The sequence below is a fragment of the Variovorax sp. GW822-FHT04A09 genome (genome assembly GCF_058801005.1).
Genome location: NZ_JBXAMV010000007.1, coordinates 1 through 17,756 on the forward strand (window position 1 = coordinate 1; position 17,756 = coordinate 17,756).

Consider the following 17,756-nt stretch of genomic DNA (forward strand, 5'->3'; position numbering starts at 1 on the left):
CGTCCGCAGTTCTACTTCCGCACGACGGACGTGACCGGCGCGATCGAGCTGCCCGCGGACAAGGAAATGGTCATGCCTGGCGACAACGTCAGCATCACCGTGAAGCTGATCAACCCGATCGCGATGGAAGAAGGCCTGCGCTTCGCCATCCGTGAAGGCGGCCGTACCGTGGGTTCGGGCGTCGTGGCCAAGATCCTCGACATCTAAGCCGAGCGTAAAGAGTACCGGAGGGGTATAGCTCAATTGGCAGAGCGTCGGTCTCCAAAACCGAAGGTTGTAGGTTCGATTCCTACTGCCCCTGCCACCTAGGTGGCACCCCGACAAGCCCATCGCGATCCGATGGGCTTCGGCGTCTCAAGAGACGCATTGAATTGAAGGCCGCGAGGCCACAGGAAATCAGCCGACATGGCCACTTCTCAAATCGAAACCGTGAGCACGGGTGCCGACAAAGCCAAGCTGGCTGCGGCGGTGGTGCTGGCAGTGGGCGCCATCGTGGCGTTCTACCTGCTGTCGCGCCAAGGCTCGCTGGTGCAATGGGCTGCGCTGCTGGTCGGCTTGGCCGCGGCCGTGGGCGCCTTCGGCAGCTCCGAGAATGGCCGCCAGCTGTGGGCTTTCGGTCGTGACTCGTGGCGCGAGGTCAAGAAGGTCGTGTGGCCGACCCGCAAGGAATCGATGCAGATGACGGCCTATGTGTTCGCCTTCGTGGCGATCATGTCCGTCTTCCTCTGGCTCACCGACAAGACGCTCGAATGGGTGTTCTTTGACCTCATTCTGGGCTGGAGAAAATAATGACCGACGACGCAGTTGAAACCACGCAGAGCACGCCGGAAGAGGAGCAGAACCCTCTCCTGACCCCCGCTGCCAACCCTGATCTGCGTTGGTACGTGGTGCATGCCTACTCGGGCATGGAAAAGGCTGTCGAGCGCAACATCACCGAGCGCATCACCCGCGCCGGCATGCAGGACAAGTTCGGCCGCATCCTGGTTCCGACCGAAGAAGTGGTCGAGATCAAGAACGGCCAGAAGCGCACCACCGAGCGCCGTTTCTTCCCGGGCTACGTGCTGGTCGAAATGATCATGGACGACGAGAGCTGGCACCTGGTGAAGCACACCAACAAGGTGACGGGTTTCGTGGGCGGCGCCAAGAACCGTCCGGCCCCGATCTCGCAGAAAGAGGTCGAGGACATCGTCAACCAGATGCAGCAGGGCACCGAGAAGCCGCGCCACAAGGTCGAGTTCACCGTGGGTGAGTTCGTGCGCGTCAAGGAAGGCCCGTTCACCGACTTCAACGGCACGGTGGAAGACGTCAATTACGAGAAGAGCAAGGTCAGTGTGTCGGTCATGATTTTCGGCCGTGCCACCCCTGTGGAGCTCGAATTCGGTCAGGTCGAGAAGACCTGATCCCGTGGCCTGCCTTCGGGCGGGCCTGCCAGTTTCCGGCTGCGCGTTGTCCGACTCGGCGCGCGGCCTTGATCGAAGAGTCGTTTAACCCCGGGGAGCCGCGGCGAGAGCCAAGGCGATATCACCCGCAAGGAGCAAAGCATGGCGAAAAAAATCGTCGGCTTCATCAAGCTGCAAGTGCCAGCTGGTAAGGCCAACCCGTCCCCGCCGATCGGTCCCGCACTGGGTCAGCGCGGTCTGAACATCATGGAGTTCTGCAAGGCGTTCAACGCGCAAACCCAAGGCGTCGAGCCGGGTCTGCCGCTGCCGGTGGTCATCACCGCGTTCGCTGACAAGAGCTTCACCTTCATCATCAAGACGCCTCCGGCGATCACCTTGATCAAGAAGGCCATCAAGCTGGACAAGGGCTCGGCCCGTCCGCACACCGACAAGGTCGGCAAGATCACGCGCGCTCAGCTCGAAGAAATCGCCAAGGCCAAGATGAAGGACCTGACTGCCGCCGACCTCGACGCAGCAGTTCGCACCATCGCCGGCTCGGCCCGCTCGATGGGCGTGAATGTGGAGGGCGTGTAAATGTCCAAGATCACCAAGAAGCAAAAGTCGCTGCAAGGCAAGGTCGACAGCAACAAGCTGTACCCCCTGGCTGACGCCATCGTCATCGTCAAGGATGCCGCCACCGCCAAGTTCGACGAATCGATCGACGTGGCCGTGCAACTGGGCATCGACGCGAAGAAGTCGGACCAGGTGGTTCGCGGTGCTGTCGTGCTGCCGAACGGCACCGGCAAGACCAAGCGCGTCGCCGTGTTCGCCCAAGGCGCCAAGGCTGAAGAAGCCAAGGCCGCCGGCGCCGACATCGTCGGCATGGACGACCTGGCTGCGATGGTCAAGGCTGGCGACATGCCTTTCGACGTCGTGATCGCTGCCCCCGATGCCATGCGCGTCGTCGGTACGCTCGGTCAGATCCTCGGCCCGCGTGGCCTGATGCCCAACCCCAAGGTTGGCACCGTGACGCCTGACGTCGCCACCGCTGTCAAGAACGCCAAGGCTGGCCAGGTCCAGTTCCGCGTCGACAAAGCCGGCATCATCCACGGCACGATCGGCCGTCGCTCGTTCGACAACGACAAGCTGCAAGGCAACCTCGCCGCGCTGATCGACGCTCTGGTCAAGGCCAAGCCCGCGACCAGCAAGGGTGTGTACCTGCGCAAGGTGGCTGTGTCGTCGACCATGGGTCTGGGTGTCCGCGTGGACACGCAAACCATCTCGGCGAGCTAAAGAGATTTGCCCGATCCCGCAAGGAGAGGGCAGATGTGGTGGGTCGCGGCAGCTTCGGTTGCCGCGAGCCATCCAAGACCGCTGGTGTGCAGGGCGCTGCACTTAATGGCCGGATCGATCCTTCCGGTATCCAGCGCAGATGGCGACCCCACTGCAAGGAATTTGATTTTTGTTCCGAAACAGTTGGTCGCTGCATGAAGCGCGATCCGAGGCCCCGGCCGAAGGTCGCATTAAAAGGAGTAGACCTTGAGTCTGAATCGCAGTGAGAAAGAAGCGGTCATCAGTGATGTGACCAGCCTCGCCGCAAAAGCTCAAACGCTCGTGATGGCGGAATACCGTGGCATCACGGTGGCCGATATGACCAAACTGCGCAGCGAAGCGCGCAGCAACGGTGTGACCCTGAGTGTTCTGAAGAACACGCTGGCTCGCCGTGCTGTCGCTGGCAGCCCGTTTGAGATCGTCGGCGACCAGATGACCGGTCCGCTGATCTATGGCTTCTCCGAAGACGCTGTGGCTGCCGCAAAGGTGGTGGCCAATTTCGCGAAGACCAACGACAAGTTGGTGATTCGCGGTGGCGCATTCGGTGGCAAGGCCCTGGACGTCGAAGGCGTGAAGCAACTGGCCAACATCCCTTCCAAGGAAGTGCTGCTGGCGCAACTGCTGGGCTTGATGCAATCCCCGATCTCTCGTACCGCCCGCGTGCTCGCGGCGCTGGCCGAGAAGCGTGGTGGTGGCGAAGCTGCACCCGTCGCCGATGCACCGGCAGAAGAAGCGCAGGCCGCCTGAGCGCGCCCTCGTTTTTGAATATTCAACCCAATTGTTAGGAAACAAAAATGGCATTCGATAAAGACGCATTTCTGACCGCGCTCGACGCAATGACGGTCCTGGAACTCAACGACCTGGTCAAGGCCATCGAAGAGAAGTTTGGCGTGAGCGCCGCAGCCATGTCGGCACCCGCTGCCGGCGGTGGCGCTGCTGCTGCAGTCGCTGAAGAGCAAACCGAATTCAACGTCATGCTGATGGATGCTGGCGCGAACAAGGTGTCGGCGATCAAGGCCGTGCGCGAAATCACCGGCCTGGGCCTCAAGGAAGCCAAGGACCTGGTGGAAGCCGCTCCCAAGGCTGTCAAGGAAGGCCTGTCGAAGGCTGACGCTGAAGCCGCCAAGAAGAAGCTGGAAGATGCCGGCGCCAAGGTGGAACTGAAGTAATTCAGACCCCCTAGAGGGCTGGAGGTGCCTGAAAAGGCCCTCCAGCCTTTGCCGCTTTCAGAGCGCACCCAAAAGCCGGCTTGGCGCCGGTTCTTTCAGAGGCCGAAAGGTCGATGGAATAGCAAAAGCCAAGACGATTTTTGAGTGTCTTCTGAACCCGACTGCAGAAGACCCCTTGGTTCGGGCGATGTGCAATGCATCGCCGTCCGCCAACGGCTGGTAGTGGCCAGCCGCCAAGCAGTGGTGCCGTTCGCCCGGCACTGCTGACAAGTCGCTGAAGATCTCAAGCACCGGAGCTCTCATGGCCCAATCGTCCGCGTACAGTTACACCGAACGCAAGCGCATCCGAAAAAGTTTCGGTAACCGCGACAGCGTCGTCGAAATCCCCTACCTGCTGCAGATGCAGAAAGACGCGTACACCGCGTTCCTGCAAGCCGGCATCGCCCCCAAGCACCGCACCGTCGAAGGCCTGCAGGCCGCGTTCGACGCTGCCTTCCCGATCGTCTCGCACAACGGTTTTGTCGAGATGAAGTTCCTCGAGTACAACCTGGCGAAGCCGGCGTTCGACGTGCGTGAGTGCCAGACCCGTGGTCTGACCTTCGCCTCGGCCGTGCGCGCCAAGGTGCAGCTCATCATCTATGACCGCGAGTCGTCGACCTCGCAGTCGAAGGTGGTCAAGGAAGTGAAGGAACAAGAGGTCTACATGGGCGAAGTGCCGCTCATGACCGACAAGGGTTCGTTCATCATCAACGGCACCGAGCGCGTGATCGTCTCGCAGCTGCACCGTTCGCCCGGCGTGTTCTTCGAACACGACAAGGGCAAGACGCACAGCTCGGGCAAGCTGCTGTTCTCGGCCCGCGTGATTCCTTACCGCGGCTCGTGGCTCGACTTCGAGTTCGACCCGAAGGACATGCTGTACTTCCGCGTGGACCGTCGCCGCAAGATGCCGGTCACGATCCTGCTGAAGGCCATCGGCCTGAACCCGGAATCGATCCTCGCGAACTTCTTCGTGAACGACAACTTCCGCCTGATGGACAGCGGCGCGCAGATGGAGTTCGTCTCCGAGCGCCTGCGCGGCGAAGTCGCGCGCTTCGACATCACCGACAAGTCGGGCAAGGTCGTGGTCGCCAAGGACAAGCGCGTCACGGCGCGTCACACGCGTGAGCTCGAGCAGGGCGGCACCACGCACATCAGCGTGCCGGAAGACTTCCTGGTCGGCCGCGTCATCGCTCGCAACATCGTCGACGCCGACTCCGGCGAAATCCTGGCCAAGGCCAACGACGAACTGACCGAAGCGCTGCTCAAGAAGCTGCGCACGGCCGGCGTGCAGGACATTCAGGTCATCTACACGAACGAACTGGACCAGGGCGCGTACATCTCGCAGACGCTGCGCATCGACGAAACGGTGGACGAGTTCGCCGCGCGCGTGGCCATCTACCGCATGATGCGCCCCGGCGAGCCGCCGACGGAAGACGCAGTGCAGGCCCTGTTCCAGCGCCTGTTCTACAACCCGGACACGTACGACCTGTCGCGCGTGGGCCGCATGAAGTTCAACGCCAAGGTCGGCCGCGACGAATCGACCGGCCCGATGGTGCTGACCAACGAAGACATCCTGGCTGTCGTCAAGATCCTCGTGGACCTGCGCAACGGCAACGGCGAAGTCGACGACATCGACCACCTGGGCAACCGCCGCGTGCGTTGCGTCGGCGAACTGGCCGAAAACCAGTACCGCACCGGCCTGGCACGTATCGAGAAGGCCGTGAAGGAACGTCTGGGTCAGGCCGAGCAAGAGCCGCTGATGCCGCACGACCTGATCAACAGCAAGCCGATCTCGGCCGCGCTGAAGGAATTCTTCGGTGCCTCGCAGCTGTCGCAGTTCATGGACCAGACGAACCCGCTGTCCGAAATCACCCACAAGCGCCGCGTGTCGGCCCTTGGCCCGGGTGGTCTGACGCGTGAACGTGCCGGCTTCGAAGTGCGCGACGTGCACGTGACCCACTACGGTCGCGTGTGCCCGATCGAAACGCCTGAAGGCCCGAACATCGGTCTGATCAACTCGCTGGCCCTGTACGCCCGCCTGAACGAGTACGGCTTCATCGAGACGCCGTACCGCCGCGTGGTCGACAGCAAGGTCACGATGGACATCGACTACCTGTCGGCCATCGAAGAAGGCAAGTACGTCATCGCCCAGGCCAACGCGGTCCTGGACAAGGACGGCAAGCTGACCGGTGACCTGGTCTCCGCGCGTGAAGCCGGCGAATCGATCCTGGTCGGTGCCGAGCGCATCCAGTACATGGACGTGTCGCCCGCGCAGATCGTGTCGGTGGCCGCCTCGCTCGTGCCGTTCCTGGAGCACGACGATGCGAACCGCGCGTTGATGGGCGCCAACATGCAGCGTCAGGCCGTGCCTGTGCTGCGCCCCGAAAAGCCGATGGTCGGTACCGGCATCGAGCGCGTTTCCGCGGTCGACTCGGGCACCGTGGTCACGGCCACCCGCGGCGGTATCGTCGACTACGTCGATGCGACCCGTGTCGTGGTGCGCGTGAACGACGCCGAAGCGGCAGCCGGTGAAGTCGGTGTGGACATCTACAACCTGATCAAGTATCAGCGTTCGAACCAGAACACCAACATCCACCAGCGCCCCATCGTCAAGCGCGGCGACAAGATCGCCAAGGGCGACGTGGTGGCCGACGGCGCATCGACCGACCTCGGCGAACTGGCCCTCGGCCAGAACATGCTGATCGCGTTCATGCCCTGGAACGGCTACAACTTCGAAGACTCGATCCTGATCTCGGAACGCGTCGTCGCCGAAGACCGCTACACCTCGATCCACATCGAGGAACTGGTGGTGATGGCTCGCGACACGAAGCTGGGCGCCGAAGAAATCACGCGCGACATCCCGAACCTGGCCGAGCAGCAGCTCAACCGCCTCGACGAATCCGGCATCATCTATGTCGGCGCCGAAGTGCAGCCGGGCGACACGCTGGTGGGCAAGGTCACGCCGAAGGGCGAGACCACGCTGACGCCGGAAGAGAAGCTGCTTCGCGCCATCTTCGGCGAGAAGGCTTCCGACGTGAAGGACACCTCGCTGCGCGTGGACCAGGGCTCGCAAGGCACCGTGATCGACGTGCAGGTGTTCACCCGCGAAGGCATCCAGCGCGACAAGCGCGCCCAGCAGATCATCGACGATGAACTCAAGCGCTTCCGCCTCGACCTGAACGACCAGCTGCGCATCGTCGAAGCCGACGCGTTCGACCGTATCGAGAAGCTCTTGACCGGCAAGGTCGCCAACGGCGGCCCGAACAAGCTGGCCAAGGGCACCAAGCTCGACAAGGCCTACCTGTCGTCGGTCGAGAAGTTCCACTGGTTCGACATCCGCCCAGCAGAAGACGACGTGGCCTCGCAGCTCGAGTCGATCAAGAACTCGCTGGAGCAGACGCGCCACAGCTTCGACCTCGCGTTCGAAGAAAAGCGCAAGAAGCTCACGCAAGGCGACGAGCTGCCCGCGGGCGTGCTCAAGATGGTCAAGGTCTACCTGGCCGTCAAACGCCGCCTGCAACCCGGCGACAAGATGGCCGGCCGTCACGGCAACAAGGGTGTGGTGTCCAAGATCGTTCCGGTCGAAGACATGCCCCACATGGCCGACGGCACGCCGTGCGACATCTGCCTGAACCCGCTGGGCGTGCCTTCGCGGATGAACGTGGGCCAGGTGCTCGAAGTGCATCTGGGCTGGGCCGGCAAGGGCATCGGCCAGCGCATCGGTGACCTGCTGCAGCAAGAGGCCAAGGTGGCCGAGCTGCGCAAGTTCATGGAGCAGCTGTACAACGGCTCGGGCCGCAAGGAAGAGCTCGACCAGCTGAGCGACACCGAGCTGCTCGCCATGGCGGCGAACCTGCAAAGCGGCGCGACCTTCGCGACGCCGGTGTTCGACGGCGCCTCGGAAGAAGAAATCCGCGGCATGCTCAAGCTCGCCTACCCGGACGACATCGCCAAGCTCAAGGGCCTGACCGAGACGCGCACGCAGGCCTACCTGTACGACGGCCGCACCGGCGACCAGTTCGAGCGTCCCGTCACCGTCGGCTACATGCACTTCTTGAAGCTGCACCACCTGGTGGACGACAAGATGCACGCCCGTTCGACCGGCCCGTACTCGCTCGTCACGCAGCAACCGCTGGGCGGCAAGGCGCAGTTCGGCGGCCAGCGTTTCGGTGAAATGGAAGTGTGGGCGCTGGAAGCTTACGGCGCCGCCTACGTCCTGCAGGAAATGCTGACCGTGAAGTCCGACGACGTGCAAGGCCGTACCAAGGTGTACGAAAGCATCGTCAAGGGCGAGCACTCGATCGAAGCCGGCATGCCGGAATCGTTCAACGTGCTGGTCAAGGAAATTCGTTCGCTGGGTCTCGACATCGAGCTCGAGCGTTCCTAAGTTGAAAAGGGAAAGAGTCTTATGAAATCGCTACTCGACCTGTTCAAGCAATTCACGCCCGATGAGCATTTCGATGCCATCAAGATCGGCATGGCTTCGCCCGAGAAGATCCGTTCGTGGTCTTTCGGCGAGGTGAAGAAGCCTGAGACGATCAACTACCGCACGTTCAAGCCCGAGCGCGACGGTCTGTTCTGCGCCAAGATCTTCGGCCCCATCAAGGACTACGAGTGCCTGTGCGGCAAGTACAAGCGCCTGAAGCACCGCGGCGTGATCTGCGAGAAGTGCGGCGTTGAAGTCACGCAGACCAAGGTGCGTCGCGAGCGCATGGGTCACATCGACCTGGCCGCGCCCTGCGCCCACATCTGGTTCCTGAAGTCGCTGCCGTCGCGCCTGGGCCTCGTGCTCGACATGACGCTGCGCGACATCGAACGCGTGCTGTACTTCGAAGCGTACGTGATCACCGACCCCGGCATGACCCCGCTGAAGAAGTTCGGCATCATGTCCGAGGACGACTACGACGCCAAGCGCAAGGAATACGGTGACGAGTTCATCGCCAAGATGGGCGCCGAAGGCATCAAGGACCTGCTCGAAGGCATCGAACTCGACAGCGAGATCGAACGCCTGCGCGGCGACCTGACCGGCTCCGAAGTCAAGGTCAAGAAGAACTCCAAGCGCCTGAAGGTGCTCGAGGCCTTCCGCAAGTCGGGCATCAAGCCCCAGTGGATGGTGCTCGAAGTGCTGCCCGTGCTGCCGCCGGACCTGCGTCCGCTGGTGCCGCTGGACGGCGGCCGCTTCGCGACCTCCGACCTGAACGACCTGTACCGCCGCGTCATCAACCGCAACTCGCGTCTGCGCCGCCTGCTGGAGCTGAAGGCTCCGGAAATCATCGCGCGCAACGAAAAGCGGATGCTGCAAGAGGCTGTCGACTCGCTGCTGGACAACGGCCGCCGTGGCAAGGCCATGACGGGCGCCAACAAGCGCGCGCTGAAGTCGCTGGCCGACATGATCAAGGGCAAGAGCGGTCGTTTCCGCCAGAACCTGCTGGGCAAGCGCGTGGACTACTCGGGCCGTTCGGTCATCGTGGTGGGCCCGACGCTCAAGCTGCACCAGTGCGGCCTGCCCAAGCTGATGGCGCTCGAGCTGTTCAAGCCCTTCATCTTCTCGCGCCTGGAAGCCATGGGCATCGCGACCACGATCAAGGCTGCCAAGAAGGAAGTCGAATCGGGCACGCCGGTGGTCTGGGACATCCTGGAAGAAGTGATCAAGGAACACCCGGTCATGCTGAACCGTGCGCCTACGCTGCACCGTTTGGGCATCCAGGCGTTCGAGCCGATCCTGATCGAAGGCAAGGCCATCCAGCTGCACCCGCTCGTTTGCGCGGCCTTCAACGCCGACTTCGACGGCGACCAGATGGCTGTCCACGTGCCGCTGTCGGTGGAAGCGCAGATGGAAGCCCGCACGCTGATGCTGGCCTCCAACAACGTGCTGTTCCCGGCTTCGGGCGAACCGTCGATCGTTCCTTCGCAGGACGTGGTGCTGGGTCTGTACTACACGACCCGCGACCGCATCAACGGCAAGGGCGAGGGCCTGATCTTCTCCGACATCGGTGAAGTGCAGCGCGCGCTGGACGCCAACGAAGTCGAGCTCACCGCCAAGGTCGCGGTGCGTATCACGGAGTACACCAAGGACAAGGAAACCGGCGTCTTCACGCCGTCGACCTCGCTCGTGGACACCACCGTGGGCCGTGCCCTGCTGTCCGAGATCCTGCCCAAGGGCCTGCCGTTCTCGAACATCAACAAGGCGCTGAAGAAGAAGGAAATCTCCAAGCTCATCAACGTCTCGTTCCGCAAGTGCGGCCTGAAAGAGACCGTCGTGTTCGCCGACAAGCTGCTGCAAAACGGCTTCCGCCTGGCGACCAAGGCCGGCATCTCGATCGCGATCGACGACATGCTGGTGCCCGCTGAAAAGCACGGCATCATCGAGCGCTCGGCCAAGGAAGTGAAGGAGATCGAACAGCAGTACGTCTCCGGTCTCGTGACCTCCGGCGAGCGCTACAACAAGGTGGTGGACATCTGGGGCAAGGCCGGCGACGAAGTGTCGAAGGTCATGATGGCCAAGCTGTCCAAGCAGAAGGTCATCGACCGCCACGGCAAGGAAGTCGAGCAGGAGTCGTTCAACTCCATCTACATGATGGCCGACTCCGGCGCCCGCGGTTCCGCAGCGCAGATTCGCCAGGTGGCCGGTATGCGGGGCCTGATGGCCAAGCCGGACGGCTCGATCATCGAGACGCCCATTACCGCGAACTTCCGCGAAGGCCTGAACGTGTTGGAGTACTTCATCTCCACCCACGGTGCCCGTAAGGGTCTGGCCGACACGGCGCTGAAGACGGCGAACTCGGGTTACCTGACCCGTCGTCTGGTCGACGTGACGCAAGACCTGGTGGTCACCGAGCAGGACTGCGGCACGCACGGCGGCTACCTGATGCGCGCCATCGTCGAAGGCGGTGAAGTGATCGAGTCGCTGCGCGACCGAATCCTCGGCCGCTCGGCGGCGGACGACGTGCTGCACCCGGAAAACCGTTCGGTGCTGCTCAAGGCCGGCGAGATGTTCGACGAAGACAACATCGAAGCACTGGAAGCCCAGGGCGTCGACGAAGTCAAGGTCCGCACCGCGCTGACCTGCGAAACGCGTTTCGGCATCTGCGCGACCTGCTACGGCCGCGACCTGGGCCGTGGCGGCCTGATCAACATCGGCGAAGCCGTCGGTGTGATCGCTGCCCAGTCCATCGGCGAACCCGGCACGCAGCTGACGATGCGTACCTTCCACATCGGTGGTGCCGCTTCGCGCGCTGCCATCGCCTCGAGCGTGGAAGCCAAGTCGAACGGCTCGATCGGCTTCAACGCCACGATGCGCTACGTGACCAACAGCAAGGGCGAGTTGGTCGTGATTTCGCGTTCGGGCGAGATCGTCATCCATGACGAGCACGGCCGTGAGCGCGAGCGTCACAAGGTGCCGTACGGCGCCACGCTGACGGTCAAGGCCGACCAGCAGATCAAGGCCGGCCACGTGCTCGCCAACTGGGACCCGCTGACCCGCCCGATCATTACCGAGTTCGCCGGCAAGGCGCAGTTCGAGAACGTCGAGGAAGGCCTGACGGTCGCCAAGCAGGTGGACGAAGTGACCGGTCTGTCGACCCTGGTCGTGATCGACCCGAAGCGCCGCGGCGCTGCCAAGGTCGTGCGTCCGCAGGTCAAGCTGATCGACGCCCAAGGCCTCGAAGTGAAGATCCCCGGCACCGACCACTCGGTGACGATCGGCTTCCCGATCGGCGCCCTGGTGCAGATCCGCGACGGCCAGGACGTGGGCCCCGGCGAAGTGCTGGCACGCATCCCGGTCGAAGGTCAGAAGACCCGAGACATCACCGGCGGTCTGCCGCGCGTGGCCGAGCTGTTCGAAGCCCGTTCGCCGAAGGACAAGGGCATGCTGGCCGAAATGACCGGTACCGTGTCGTTCGGTAAGGAAACGAAGGGCAAGATCCGCCTGCAGATCACCGATCCCGAAGGCGGCGTCTACGAAGACCTCGTGCCGAAGGAAAAGAACATCTTGGTGCACGAAGGCCAGGTGGTGAACAAGGGCGAAAGCGTGGTCGACGGTCCGGCGGACCCGCAGGACATCCTGCGCCTGCTGGGTTCGGAAGAACTCGCGCGCTACATCGTGGACGAAGTGCAGGACGTGTACCGTTTGCAGGGTGTGAAGATCAACGACAAGCACATCGAGGTGATCGTTCGCCAGATGCTGCGCCGCGTCGTGGTCGACAACATCGGCGACACGAGCTACATCTCCGGCGAACAGGTCGAACGCAGCGAAATGCTCAACACCAACGACGCCCTGCGCGCCGAAGGCAAGATCCCCGCGACGTTCACCAACCTGCTGCTGGGTATCACGAAGGCGTCGCTGTCGACCGACTCGTTCATCTCGGCGGCTTCGTTCCAGGAAACGACGCGCGTGCTGACCGAAGCCGCGATCATGGGCAAGCGCGACGAGCTGCGCGGCCTGAAGGAAAACGTCATCGTCGGTCGCCTGATTCCCGCAGGCACCGGCATGGCGTACCACCAGGCCCGCAAGGTCAAGGACGCCATGGACGAGGCCGAGCGCCGCGCCATCGCCGAGTCGGAAGCCGCCGAACTGGCCGGCTCCGGCGACAGCGATGCAGCGACCAGCACGGTCGACGCCAACGAAGGCGCCGCGACCGAATAACTGGTTAGCATCACCGGCATGACCGGTTGCCCACGCCCTCCGACCGCTCCGGTCGGGGGGCGTTTTTCTTTGTGTTCGCAGGGTTCCGACCGATGACCAAGAGGTTCTGTTTCCGATGAGCGTCCTGCCCGATTCGCTGGCCGGCTGGCTCGTTGCCGCGCTGCTGCTGTTCTGGTTCGTGGGCGCCTACAACCGGCTGGTGCGTCTGCGCGCGGCCGTGCTGCAGGCCTACGCCGTGCTCGACGTGGCGCTTCGCAAGCAGCTGGATTTCGTCCAGGCCAGCATCACCGCCGCGCCCCGGCCCGAGTCGCCGCCCGAAGGCGCGCCCACCGTGGCGCCGCTGCAGGCCGCCACGACGCAGCTCGCGACCCTGCTCGGTGCGACGCGGGTGCGCCCGCTCGACCCGGGCAGCATGGCGGCGCTGGCCACCGCGCTGCAGGTGCTCATTGCGGCATGGCGGCGCCAGTATCCGGGCGCGGTCACGGTGTTCGACGCGGACGGCACGCTGTCGCGGCCCGCGCCGCTGATGCCCGGCCCGGGCGGTGCGTCCGATCCGGCCGCGCCCATCGCCTGGCCCGAGCCGTCGGCGGCGGCGGAAATCGCACGCGGCCAGTTCAACCAGGCCGTGGCGCAGTACAACGCGGGCATCGCCCAGTTCCCGGCGCTGCTGGTGGCCTGGATCGTGCGACTGCGGCCTGCGGCGCCCTTGCTCTGACCTGCCTCGACCCGACGACAGGCGGGTAACGCCTTCGTTTCCATTCCCACCGCGCGGCGTGCTGTCTTTCTCGCCCGTTACCATCGGCTCCAACTTGCCAGCAGATCTTTCCTCCGACCCCTCTTCGGGCAGCGCCTCCTCGGCGCCGCAACAACCGCCGCTCTGGCGCCAACTGCAACTGACCGCAGGGGCGCTGGCGTCGATTCGCGCCGGCACCTCGGGCACCGTTGCGTTCGAGGCCGTCGAGCCCGCGCTGCGCCCCGGCGTGCAGGCCCTGGGCTTCCAGGTGCTGCGCTGGCTCGGCCGCGCCGAGGCGCTGCGCCGCCACCTGGCCAAGCGCACGCCGCCGCCGCTGCCCGACGCCTTGCTGTGCACCGCGCTCGCGCTGGCCTGGCACAGCGACCACGCCCCCTACGAACCCTTCACGCTGGTGGACCAGGCCGTGGAAGCCGCCAAGCGCAACCCGGCGACCCGGGCGCAGGCCAGCTTCATCAACGCCTGCCTGCGCCGGTTCCTGCGCGAGCGCGACGAGCTCGTGGCTGTCACCGACACCGAACCGGTCGCGCAATGGAACCACCCGCGCTGGTGGATCGAACGCCTCAAGCGCGACCACCCGCGCGACTGGCAGCGCGTGCTGTCGGCCGACAACGCCCAGGCGCCGATGACCTTGCGCGTCAACGCGCTGCAATCGACGCCGGCCGCCTACCTGCTGGAACTGGAAGCGGTGGGCCTCGCGGCCACGCGCGTCGGGGCCGACGGCCTGCAGCTGGCCCGGGCCCGCCCGGTGCAGCAGCTGCCCGGTTTCGCCGACGGCGCCTGCTCGGTGCAGGACGCCGCCGCGCAACTCGCGGCTCCCTTGCTGCTCGACGGCCTGGTGCCCGCCACGCCCGGCACCGCACCGCTGCGCGTGCTGGACGCCTGCGCCGCCCCCGGCGGCAAGACCGCGCACCTGATCGAACGGGCCGGCCCCGGCGCCGTCGAGGTGACCGCGCTGGAGGTCGACGCCGTGCGCAGCCGCCGCATCGACGAGACGCTCGCGCGCCTCGGCCTGAAGGCCAAGGTGGTGGTGGCCGATGCTGGCCGCACCGCCGACTGGTGGGACGACGCCCTGTTCGACGCCATCCTGCTGGACGCCCCGTGCACCGCTTCGGGCATCGTGCGGCGCCATCCCGACGTGCGCTGGCTGCGCCGCGAGAGCGACACCGCCCAGCTGGCGACCCAGCAGGCGATGCTCCTGGCTGCGCTGTGGCCGCTCGTGCGGCCCGGCGGCCGGCTGCTTTATTGCACCTGTTCCGTGTTCCGCGAAGAAGGCTCGCAACAAATTGATGCGTTTCTTGTACGCAACACCGACGCCCGTTTGCTGCCGTCCCCAGGACACTTGCTGCCTCAAAGTGGGGCGAATGCCTGTGGCGTCCCGGACAATCCCTCTGGTGACCACGACGGCTTCTTCTACGCCCTGCTTGAAAAACCCGCGCCGCACTGACGGCCGCCGGTCGATCCTGCTGGCCGGCCTGTGGCTGGCCTGGGCCCTGTGGATGGCCCTGTTCCCGGCCGCCGCCACCGCCCAGGGCAGGCCCGGCGGCGCCACCATCACCCAGATGCGCCTGGAGCAGGCCGACGATGGCGTCTACCTGAGCGCGGCCGTGCAGTTCGAACTGCCCACGCTGGTGGAAGACGTGCTCGACAAGGGCATCGCCATCTATTTCGTGGCCGAGGCCGAGGTCTTCCAGGAGCGCTGGTACTGGACCGACCGCAAGGTCGCCCAGGTGGCGCGCCACATGCGGCTGGCCTACCAGCCCCTCACGCGCCGCTGGCGGCTGAATGTGTCGCCGGTGCCGATCACCGGCGCCGCCGGCTTCGGCATCTCGCTGAACCAGAACTTCGACAGCCTCGGCGACGCGCTCGAGGCCATCAAGCGCATCGGCCGGTTGCGGCTGGGCGACGCCGCCGAGATCGGCGACGAGCCGCTGCACCAGGTCACCTTCCGTTTCCGGCTCGACACCTCGCAGCTGCCGCGTCCTTTCCAGATCGGCATGGTCGGGCAGGCCGAGTGGAACATCGCCGCCGAGCGCACCGCCCGGCTGCCGTTGGAGAAGCAGCGGTGAGCAGCAAGCCGCGCAGCGGCGCCGCGGCCACGCCTGCCGCCCGCCGCTCGCGCGCGCTGCGCTGGGCCGTGGGCGTCGGCGCCGCGATGGTTACGGCCATCGGCCTGGTGCTGATGTTCCTGCTGGCCCAGGCCACCAACAACCGCGCGCTGTACGAGCGCTACTACGTGCGCCTGTTCGGCATCAACGTGGTGGTGGCCGTGCTGCTGGTGCTGGTGATCGGCTGGGTCGCGTTCCGGCTGCTGCGGCGGTTGCGCCAGGGCAAGTTCGGCAGCCGGCTGCTGATCAAGCTCGCTGCCATCTTCGCGCTCGTGGGGGTGGTGCCCGGGGCGCTGGTCTACGTGGTGTCCTACCAATTCGTCGCGCGCTCGATCGAGAGCTGGTTCGACGTCAAGGTCGAGGGCGCGCTCGATGCCGGCCTGAACCTGGGCCGGGCCACGCTCGATTCGCTGTCCGACGACCTCGCCGCCAAGACCCGCACCGCCAGCGCCCAGCTGTCGCAGGTGCCCGACGCGAGCGCGGGGCTGCTGCTGGAGCGCATCCGCGACCAGCTCGAAGCCAGCGACGTGATCCTCTGGACCGGTTCGGGCCAGCTCGTGGCCAGCGCGGGCGCGTCGCGCTTCCAGCTCAACCCCGAGCGGCCGACGGCGCAGCAGTTCCGCCAGGTGCGGCCCGACCGCGCCGTCGCGCATGTCGAGGGCCTGGAGGAAACCGCCTTGCCCAGCGCCACGCCGTCGAGCGCCAGCGTGCGCGCACTGGCCATGGTGCAGCGCCCGGGCTTCGATTTCGACACCGCGCCGCGCTACCTGCAGGTCACGCGGCCGCTGCCGCCGGCGGTGGTCGCCAACGCCCTGGCCGTGCAGGAGGCCAACCGCGAGTACCAGGAGCGGGCCCTCGCGCGCGAGGGCCTGCGGCGCATGTACATCGGCACGCTCACGCTGAGCCTGTTCCTCGCCGTGTTCGGCGCGGTGCTGCTGGCCGTGCTGTTCGGCAACCAGCTCGCACGGCCGCTGCTCGTGCTGGCCGACGGCGTGCGCCAGGTGGCCGCCGGCGACTTGCGGCCCACCGCCGTGCTGCAGGGCAAGGACGAGTTGGGCGGCCTCACGCGCTCGTTCGCCGTCATGACCCAGCAGCTGGCCGACGCCCGCGGCGCGGTCGAGAAGACCATGGACCAGCTCGACGCCGCCCGCGGCAACCTGCAGACCATCCTGGACAACCTGACCTCGGGCGTGATCGTGCTCGACGCCAAGGGCACCGTGCTGTCCACCAACCCGGGCGCCACCCGCGTGCTGCGCGCGCCGCTCGCCGCCTATGAAGGCAAGGCGCTGGTCGATGTGCCGGGGCTGGCCGATTTCGGCGCCAAGGTGCAGCAGCAGTTCGACGAGTTCCTGGTCGAGCGCATGCAGCACGGCCTTGATCACTGGCAGCACGCCTTCGAGCTGCACGCCACCGGCAACGACCTGCCGCAGCAGGACGACGCCATCAACATCGTCGCGCGCGGCGCCGAGTTGCCGGGCGATGCGCGGCTGCTGGTGTTCGACGACATCTCCGAAATCGTCTCGGCCCAGCGCGCACAGGCCTGGGGCGAGGTGGCACGCCGCCTCGCGCACGAGATCAAGAACCCGCTCACGCCGATCCAGCTGTCGGCCGAGCGGCTCGAGATGAAGCTCTCGGGCAAGGTCGAGCCGCCCGAGCAGGCCATCCTGGTGAAGTCGGTCAAGACCATCGTCGACCAGGTCGATGCCATGAAGCGGCTGGTGAACGAATTCCGCGACTACGCGCGACTGCCCGCGGCCGACCTCAAGCCGGTCGACCTCAATGCGCTGCTGGCCGACGTGCTGCAGCTGTATCACGCCGAGAACTTGCCGATCACGCTGCGTTCGGAGCTCGACGAGCGCTGCCCGCCTGTGCGCGGCGACGAACAGCAGATCCGCCAGGTCGTGCACAACCTGTTGCAGAACGCACAGGACGCCGCCGAGGCCGCCGCCAGCGGCACGGGCCGGGTGGGCGAGGTCGTCATCCGCACCCGGCTGGGCGATTCGGGCCAGCGCGTGCGCCTCACCGTGCAGGACAGCGGCCCCGGCTTTGCCGAAAACATCCTCAAGCGCGCCTTCGAGCCCTACGTCACCACGAAAACAAAAGGTACCGGTTTGGGCCTGGCCGTCGTCAAGAAGATCGCCGACGAACACGGCGCGCGCATCGAGCTTTCCAACCGTGTCGTCGACGGGGCTGTGGCGGGGGCGCAAGTCTCGCTATCATTCGCGCTGGCAGGCGAACCGCGGGCAGCGGTCGCTCACACCGAAGATTCGAAATCTTCGTCCGCCTGAGTACCGGCGAATCCAGCGCATAGGGGCTGGATCGGGAGCGGATCAA

The 17,756-nt window shown here is 65.3% G+C and carries 13 protein-coding genes and 1 tRNA gene; all 14 read left to right on the forward strand.

Annotated features, from left to right (window positions below):
* On the forward strand, nt 1–207 hold a 207-nt coding region (locus AC1RLW_RS27320; RefSeq protein ID WP_493195788.1), incomplete at its 5' end, for an EF-Tu C-terminal domain-related protein.
* Nucleotides 208–228: 21 nt separating this feature from the next.
* Nucleotides 229–304, forward strand: a tRNA-Trp gene (locus AC1RLW_RS27325).
* Between the two features lie 101 nt (nt 305–405).
* A complete protein-coding gene (gene secE, locus AC1RLW_RS27330; RefSeq protein ID WP_062479313.1) occupies nt 406–789 on the forward strand; it encodes a preprotein translocase subunit SecE in 384 nt (127 codons plus the stop codon).
* Nucleotides 789–1,400 carry a transcription termination/antitermination protein NusG gene (gene nusG, locus AC1RLW_RS27335; RefSeq protein WP_062479316.1) on the forward strand — a complete coding sequence of 204 codons (612 nt, stop codon included), beginning with the start codon at nt 789–791 and terminating at the stop codon, nt 1,398–1,400. Before secE ends, nusG begins: the two co-directional genes overlap by 1 nt.
* A gap of 141 nt (nt 1,401–1,541) precedes the next feature.
* The gene (gene rplK, locus AC1RLW_RS27340) at nt 1,542–1,973 is read left to right on the forward strand and encodes a 50S ribosomal protein L11 (RefSeq protein ID WP_056584627.1); all 432 of its coding nucleotides are present in this window, start codon (nt 1,542–1,544) and stop codon (nt 1,971–1,973) included.
* Nucleotides 1,974–2,672, forward strand: a complete 699-nt coding sequence (gene rplA / locus AC1RLW_RS27345; protein ID WP_062479319.1) for a 50S ribosomal protein L1 — start codon at nt 1,974–1,976, stop codon at nt 2,670–2,672.
* A gap of 246 nt (nt 2,673–2,918) precedes the next feature.
* Entirely contained in the window at nt 2,919–3,458 is a 540-nt protein-coding gene (gene rplJ / locus AC1RLW_RS27350; protein ID WP_056584633.1) for a 50S ribosomal protein L10, read from the forward strand.
* 47 nt (nt 3,459–3,505) lie between these two features.
* On the forward strand, nt 3,506–3,880 hold the full coding sequence (gene rplL, locus AC1RLW_RS27355; protein WP_070063901.1) for a 50S ribosomal protein L7/L12: 375 nt from the start codon (nt 3,506–3,508) through the stop codon (nt 3,878–3,880).
* 301 nt (nt 3,881–4,181) lie between these two features.
* Complete coding sequence (gene rpoB, locus AC1RLW_RS27360) at nt 4,182–8,306, forward strand: DNA-directed RNA polymerase subunit beta (protein WP_095743426.1); 4,125 nt, start codon at nt 4,182–4,184, stop codon at nt 8,304–8,306.
* Between the two features lie 21 nt (nt 8,307–8,327).
* The gene (gene rpoC, locus AC1RLW_RS27365; protein WP_062479330.1) at nt 8,328–12,563 is read left to right on the forward strand and encodes a DNA-directed RNA polymerase subunit beta'; all 4,236 of its coding nucleotides are present in this window, start codon (nt 8,328–8,330) and stop codon (nt 12,561–12,563) included.
* Between the two features lie 115 nt (nt 12,564–12,678).
* Complete coding sequence (locus AC1RLW_RS27370) at nt 12,679–13,278, forward strand: LemA family protein (RefSeq protein ID WP_493195790.1); 600 nt, start codon at nt 12,679–12,681, stop codon at nt 13,276–13,278.
* Nucleotides 13,279–13,372: 94 nt separating this feature from the next.
* Nucleotides 13,373–14,761: a 16S rRNA (cytosine(967)-C(5))-methyltransferase RsmB gene (gene rsmB, locus AC1RLW_RS27375; protein ID WP_493195791.1), complete on the forward strand. Its 1,389-nt coding sequence runs from the start codon at nt 13,373–13,375 to the stop codon at nt 14,759–14,761.
* Between the two features lie 52 nt (nt 14,762–14,813).
* Nucleotides 14,814–15,383 carry a DUF4390 domain-containing protein gene (locus AC1RLW_RS27380; RefSeq protein ID WP_175497139.1) on the forward strand — a complete coding sequence of 190 codons (570 nt, stop codon included), beginning with the start codon at nt 14,814–14,816 and terminating at the stop codon, nt 15,381–15,383.
* Nucleotides 15,380–17,710 (forward strand): sensor histidine kinase, encoded by a 2,331-nt coding sequence (locus AC1RLW_RS27385; RefSeq protein ID WP_062480362.1) that lies wholly within the window; start codon nt 15,380–15,382, stop codon nt 17,708–17,710. Before AC1RLW_RS27380 ends, AC1RLW_RS27385 begins: the two co-directional genes overlap by 4 nt.
* Nucleotides 17,711–17,756 lie beyond the last annotated feature (46 nt).

Bases quoted from the DNA above. Each gene is read 5' to 3' on its own strand.
- secE (WP_062479313.1), top strand. From the start codon at position 406: ATGGCCACTTCTCAAATCGAAACCGTGAGCACGGGTGCCGACAAAGCC.
- AC1RLW_RS27370 (WP_493195790.1), top strand. From the start codon at position 12,679: ATGAGCGTCCTGCCCGATTCGCTGGCCGGCTGGCTCGTTGCCGCGCTG.
- rplK (WP_056584627.1), top strand. From the start codon at position 1,542: ATGGCGAAAAAAATCGTCGGCTTCATCAAGCTGCAAGTGCCAGCTGGT.
- rpoB (WP_095743426.1), top strand. From the start codon at position 4,182: ATGGCCCAATCGTCCGCGTACAGTTACACCGAACGCAAGCGCATCCGA.
- rplA (WP_062479319.1), top strand. From the start codon at position 1,974: ATGTCCAAGATCACCAAGAAGCAAAAGTCGCTGCAAGGCAAGGTCGAC.
- AC1RLW_RS27380 (WP_175497139.1), top strand. From the start codon at position 14,814: ATGGCCCTGTTCCCGGCCGCCGCCACCGCCCAGGGCAGGCCCGGCGGC.
- rplL (WP_070063901.1), top strand. From the start codon at position 3,506: ATGGCATTCGATAAAGACGCATTTCTGACCGCGCTCGACGCAATGACG.
- nusG (WP_062479316.1), top strand. From the start codon at position 789: ATGACCGACGACGCAGTTGAAACCACGCAGAGCACGCCGGAAGAGGAG.
- rpoC (WP_062479330.1), top strand. From the start codon at position 8,328: ATGAAATCGCTACTCGACCTGTTCAAGCAATTCACGCCCGATGAGCAT.